The 3628-nt window shown below is 35.9% G+C and carries 8 protein-coding genes; 5 read left to right on the top strand and 3 right to left on the bottom strand.

Features of this window, described 5'->3' with window-relative positions:
* Positions 1-256: 256 nt before the first annotated feature.
* The 4 genes from BGC07_RS18970 to BGC07_RS18955 are packed head-to-tail and all read left to right on the top strand — an operon-like array spanning position 257 to position 1710.
* Positions 257-574, top strand: coding sequence for a type II toxin-antitoxin system MqsR family toxin (locus BGC07_RS18970; protein WP_069314621.1), 318 nt, complete (start codon positions 257-259; stop codon positions 572-574).
* Between the two features lie 3 nt (positions 575-577).
* On the top strand, positions 578-1045 hold the full coding sequence (locus BGC07_RS18965; protein WP_069314620.1) for a type II toxin-antitoxin system MqsA family antitoxin: 468 nt from the start codon (positions 578-580) through the stop codon (positions 1043-1045).
* Positions 1038-1391, top strand: coding sequence for a type II toxin-antitoxin system HicB family antitoxin (locus tag BGC07_RS18960; protein ID WP_069314619.1), 354 nt, complete (start codon positions 1038-1040; stop codon positions 1389-1391). Before BGC07_RS18965 ends, BGC07_RS18960 begins: the two co-directional genes overlap by 8 nt.
* A gap of 49 nt (positions 1392-1440) precedes the next feature.
* Positions 1441-1710 (top strand): type II toxin-antitoxin system HicB family antitoxin, encoded by a 270-nt coding sequence (locus BGC07_RS18955; protein ID WP_069314618.1) that lies wholly within the window; start codon positions 1441-1443, stop codon positions 1708-1710.
* A gap of 141 nt (positions 1711-1851) precedes the next feature.
* Here BGC07_RS18955 and BGC07_RS18950 read toward each other — a convergent pair whose 3' ends face one another.
* Positions 1852-2328 carry a hypothetical protein gene (locus tag BGC07_RS18950; protein WP_069314617.1) on the bottom strand — a complete coding sequence of 159 codons (477 nt, stop codon included), beginning with the start codon at positions 2326-2328 and terminating at the stop codon, positions 1852-1854.
* A 196-nt stretch (positions 2329-2524) separates the two neighbouring features.
* On the opposite strand from BGC07_RS18950, the gene def reads away from it, so the two are divergent.
* Positions 2525-3028 carry a peptide deformylase gene (gene def, locus BGC07_RS18945; protein ID WP_069314616.1) on the top strand — a complete coding sequence of 168 codons (504 nt, stop codon included), beginning with the start codon at positions 2525-2527 and terminating at the stop codon, positions 3026-3028.
* On the opposite strand, the gene BGC07_RS18940 is transcribed toward def, so the two are convergent.
* Positions 3017-3352, bottom strand: coding sequence for a helix-turn-helix domain-containing protein (locus BGC07_RS18940; RefSeq protein WP_069314615.1), 336 nt, complete (start codon positions 3350-3352; stop codon positions 3017-3019). The two genes, def and BGC07_RS18940, sit on opposite strands and share 12 nt — an antisense overlap.
* 35 nt (positions 3353-3387) lie before the next feature.
* Positions 3388-3628, bottom strand: a 241-nt coding sequence (locus tag BGC07_RS22840) for a hypothetical protein (RefSeq protein WP_394332150.1), incomplete at its 5' end; no start/stop codon positions are given.

Below are 3628 nucleotides of genomic sequence, written 5' to 3'. Positions count from 1 at the left end.
CCTTGATTGGAGTGAGCTTAAAACTGCTTTTTCTTGTCTTTCGTTCAAAATCTTGGCTTGTTTATGAAGCGCCATGTTAAAAGCCTCTAATAGTACAAATTCTTGTTATATTAATATTTTATCCTGGTTGTGATTATAGGTCCAGTTGTGAGTGATTGATTTTATTCACTTTAGGATGTTTTGGCTAAAATATACTGTTGATATAATTAACCTTATAGGTTAATATAACTTTATAAGTTAATTATGGTCTATAATAATGGTAAAGAAAGGTACAAGTTTCACGAAGCCAACTTATTGTTTAGACAGCATTAAAGCTGAATTTGATCGAGTTGAGTGCTTAAGAATGACGGGTGTTGCTAGCCGCTCTGCTGCTGAACTTGACTTTACTTTGCAAGATGTTGTGGATTGTATTCAAGAGTTAGAGAGTTATAACTTTTACAAAACAATGGCTCCCTATAGTAAAGGATTTACTGCAAACCACGATGTTTACAAAATTAATTACTTGGAAATTGATTTATACATTAAGTTTCAAAAAGTAAAAGATTTTTTTATAGTCTCATTCAAAGAGGAGTAAGGTATGACAAAGAAAACACAATGTCCAATATGTGGCGAGTTTGAAGTGTCACGCCAAATTAGAGCAGTGACGCATACGTTTAAAGGGCATAAATTAGAAGTAATGCAACCAGGTGAATATTGCGATGCATGTGGTGAGTCTGTTCTTTCCCCTGCTGATTTAAAAGCAACCGCAAAAGAGATTGAGCAATGGCGGTCTGAAATTTTAGGAAGATTAACACCTCAAGACGTTAAGCGTATCCGCAACGGTTTAAAACTAAACCAAAAAGAAGCAGGGGCAATTTTTGGAGGTGGGCCTAATGCATTTAGTCGTTATGAAAATGGTTTAGCAAGAATACCGAAAGCTGTAGAATTTTTGTTTAAAATGCTAGATCAATACCCAAATGAAACGACGAGCAAGGCGGTCTCAAGTGTAATAAACCTGAGTCATTTTGTTTCCGGCCCCAGGAAAGGCAAGCATGCTCATGGCTAATTTAGACTATTCGTTTAACGTACATCGATTAAGTGAAGAAGATGGCGGTGGTTATTTAGTTGAGTTTCCAGATTTGCCAGGGTGCATGGCTGATGGAGAGACCATTGAAGATGCTATTGCTGATGCTAAAGATGCTTGTGAGGCATGGATTGAGGCTGCTCACGAGTTTGGCCGGGAAATACCTAAACCAAAATCAGATGATGATTTTAGTGGGCAATGGAGAGTGAGAACCCCTAAAAGCCTACATGCAGCTTTATCTCGAAAAGCTAAAGAAGAAAATGTAAGTTTAAATACTTTGGTTGTATGCTTGTTGGCTGAAGGGCTTGGTAAAAAACAAGTTGTTTAAAGTTGAGTGCTTTCTTCTCTGAAGGAAGGGGTTTCTTGCGGAGGTTTCGATGATTTATCCCGTTGTAGTCATGAAAGATAAAACAAGCGATTACACCGTAGCTGTACCAGATTTACCTGGGATAATTACGGCAGGTGATTCATATGAAGATGCTATTGAAATGGCAAAAGATGCAATTGATGGTCATGTTGAATGTTTATCGGAAGCAGGTGAGGATATTCCCAGAGGATCAGATTTACAAGACCATGTCGCTAATCCAGATTTTACGGGTGGGGTATGGTTTTTAGTAGAAGTTGATATTGCACTTAGACATCCTTGAGACACCTTATCTTAACTTCTTTGAGTTGCTATTTTAAAGCGTTAGAACTAAAGTGTGAAACTTGCGTATAAGAATGTTGAAGAACCGACAGGCTCCCAAAGTCGCCTGTCACAGAAGGTCCATGTCTTTTGTATAGCCTGTTTATTTAAACCTAAGCTTTGCAAAAATTTCCTGATTATTCATCGTGACTTCATCGCACTGTAATGACCAGCGGTAAGAGTTGTTGTGCTTGTAAGTACGATATATATGACAGTTGTAAGTTGCTTCAACATCGTTAAAGATATAGTCTTTTTTCTTATTTCCATTATTTTTAATTACTAAAGATGGCCCTAAGCCTTTAGATTTTTGCTCAGCATCTTTATTTTTATAAATATAAGTGTATTGGTTGCCAATATTAACCTGCTCTTTATGCACCCCTTTTCTTGAGCAGTGCCCATATTCATCACAGTAACTCATATCGCTTTTAAATTGAGCGCCAAACTTCACAGGAGCGGGCTTTTCTGCGCTATAGTTTGGGTTGTTTTGTCCTGTATTGTTATAAACATTCACAGTTAAAGCCATTGCAGACGAAGATAGCAGACATGTAATAGCTAGAGATAAAGGGAGTAACTTTTTCATAATTAATTTTTAATCCATATTTTAGAAAAAAGCATTATATGAAAATTACTAAAAATAAAAATATAGAAAAATTTGTTTTTATATGTAGACAAAGGTGTTGATAAAGGGTAGTTGCTTTATGGTTTGCTACAGTTAACCATAACTTATAACTTTGTGATAAAATTATTTAATTTTAAAAATTAAAGAGTTTTAACAAGTGACCGTACATGATTTAGTTTATGCTGGCAATTCAATCTTAAAAAATCCTTCATCTGAGATTGTTAACTTTAATTCTTCTGAACTTAAAATGTTAGTCGAAGACTTAATTGTTACTATGCGAGAGAACCACGGTGCTGGTCTTGCTGCCCCTCAAATTGGTATTGACTTAAGAGTCATGGTTTTTGAAATTAAGAATAATCCACGTTATCCTGACGTTGAAGAAGTCGATCTAACAGTGCTAGTAAACCCCAGTTACGAGATAATTTCTGAAGTATTAACTGAAGAGTATGAAGGTTGTTTGAGCTTACCTAAAATGAGAGGTTTGGCTCGGCGGTATGATCATATTCTCTATTCAGCTTATGATGTTAACGGAAACCATTTTGAGAAAGAAGCAAAAGGATGGCATGCACGAGTTTTTCAGCATGAATATGATCATTTAGATGGTATTTTATATCCTGAGAGGATGCATAACATGAAGGAGTTTTCGTACTTAGAGAGCTGACTTGATTATTTTGTAAATGGCTTGTTCTATAGTCAGATTGTTATTCTCAGCATAAGATTCGAGCTTGTTTCTTGTTGTGTTTGGAAATTGGTTTAGGAATGATTGGTTTTTTTTGTTTTTACCTGTAGCCAGCCATTCAGGGGAAACATTAAATAAATAAGAGATTACTATTAGGTGTTCAGGTTTTACAGTCTTGCTTGCTCCTGATTCCCACGAAGCGACTGCAGGTTGGCTAACACCTACTTTCTTTGCTAGGTCTGCCTGAGTTATGTTAGCTTGTTTTCTAAGCTGCTTTACTCTTTCACCAAAAAAATTCCTCGCCATAGCGAGGAGGATAATACAATTAAATATAAGTATGCTTATATAGAAGTTATCATAGTTGTTTTCAACTTTCCTTTGGGTAGACGAAGAAACGAAAAAATGGTTAAGGCAGAAACAGCCATTAAGTAGTAAGCAAGAGAGTTTATATCATTTGTGATTTTTGATATATAAACAGCAATGATTGGAGCAGTGCTACCGAAAAGCAACATGCTGATATTGTATGATAAGCATATCCCTGAGAATCTCATGTTTGTTTCAAACCTTTTTAGCAATAAGGTG

This window comes from Piscirickettsia litoralis (assembly GCF_001720395.1).
In the GTDB taxonomy this organism is placed as follows: domain Bacteria; phylum Pseudomonadota; class Gammaproteobacteria; order Piscirickettsiales; family Piscirickettsiaceae; genus Piscirickettsia; species Piscirickettsia litoralis.
The sequence above is the reverse complement of the archived record's forward strand: the minus strand, read 5'-3'. Positions and strand labels throughout refer to the sequence as shown.

What these genes read in the sequence shown, in the direction of transcription:
- BGC07_RS18970 (WP_069314621.1), top strand. Translation starts at nt 257, where the DNA reads ATGGTAAAGAAAGGTACAAGTTTCACGAAGCCAACTTATTGTTTAGAC.
- BGC07_RS18965 (WP_069314620.1), top strand. Translation starts at nt 578, where the DNA reads ATGACAAAGAAAACACAATGTCCAATATGTGGCGAGTTTGAAGTGTCA.
- BGC07_RS18960 (WP_069314619.1), top strand. Translation starts at nt 1,038, where the DNA reads ATGGCTAATTTAGACTATTCGTTTAACGTACATCGATTAAGTGAAGAA.
- BGC07_RS18955 (WP_069314618.1), top strand. Translation starts at nt 1,441, where the DNA reads ATGATTTATCCCGTTGTAGTCATGAAAGATAAAACAAGCGATTACACC.
- BGC07_RS18950 (WP_069314617.1), bottom strand. Translation starts at nt 2,328, where the DNA reads ATGAAAAAGTTACTCCCTTTATCTCTAGCTATTACATGTCTGCTATCT.
- BGC07_RS18940 (WP_069314615.1), bottom strand. Translation starts at nt 3,352, where the DNA reads ATGGCGAGGAATTTTTTTGGTGAAAGAGTAAAGCAGCTTAGAAAACAA.